Annotated in this window: 1 protein-coding gene and 1 pseudogene; both read left to right on the forward strand. The window is 69.6% G+C overall.

Annotation, left to right across the window (positions count from 1 at the left end):
- Window positions 1–536, forward strand: a 536-nt coding sequence (locus AX685_RS17885) for a fibronectin type III-like domain-contianing protein (RefSeq protein WP_197418687.1), incomplete at its 5' end; no start/stop codon positions are given.
- Window positions 537–559: 23 nt separating this feature from the next.
- Window positions 560–855 (forward strand): annotated as a pseudogene (locus tag AX685_RS17890) (alpha/beta hydrolase); the annotation flags it as partial.

An 855-nucleotide genomic window follows, 5' to 3' on the forward strand; every position in this document is an offset into this window, starting at 1 on the left:
GTCATAGTCGATCGGGTAGCTCTTGCCCGCTGCCCTATGCCGGCATGATCGACCGCGAATTTGCTGCCGGTCTGGCAGCGGGCAAGAGCTACCCGATCGACTATGACATCGAGGGCGCCGACGTCGGCTATCGCTGGTTCGCGCGCAAGTCGCTGACGCCCTTGTTCCCTTTCGGCTTCGGCCTCAGCTATACCCGCTTCGATCACGGCCCGGTCAGGATCGCAGGCGGCGCACAGCCGCGCGCCAGCGTGACGGTCCGCAACGCCGGTGCGCGCGCCGGCAGCGAGGTAGTGCAGCTCTACCTTGTCTCGACGCCGGCCGGCGCGACGCGCCGGCTCGCGGGCTTCGCCAAGCTGGCGGTCGAGCCCGGCGCGACGGCAACGGCGACGATCCCGATCGAGCCCCGCGTCGTGGCACAGAGCAGGGATGGACGCTGGACCATGCCTGCCGGGCGCTATGGCTTCGCCCTCGGTCGGTCGGCAACAGATCTGGGACCAACCGTCACCATCACCTTGCCGGCGCGGCAATGGCGCTGAACCCAGGAAAAAGGGCATTCGCGATGACGTCGATACGATCCATCCTCGCCACCTGGGCGCTGGCGGTTCCAGCCGCCGCCACGGCGCAGTCGATCCCGGTTGCGCCCATGGCTGCCCCACCCCAGGCCGGCGCGATCCCGCTGGGCACCGGCAGCGTGGCCGAGATGCCGCCCGAAAGCTGGTTCACCCTCGCCGGACGCCCGACCGTGCGCAACGTGGCCACCGCGACGCTGCTGCCGGTTCTGCCCGACAGGGCGAATGCAACGGGCGCAGCGGTGGTGATCGCGGCGGGCGGCGGGTTCGTGATGGAATCGATGGA

Source organism: Sphingomonas sp. CCH9-F2, assembly GCF_001556735.1.
In the GTDB taxonomy this organism is placed as follows: domain Bacteria; phylum Pseudomonadota; class Alphaproteobacteria; order Sphingomonadales; family Sphingomonadaceae; genus Sphingomonas; species Sphingomonas ginsenosidimutans.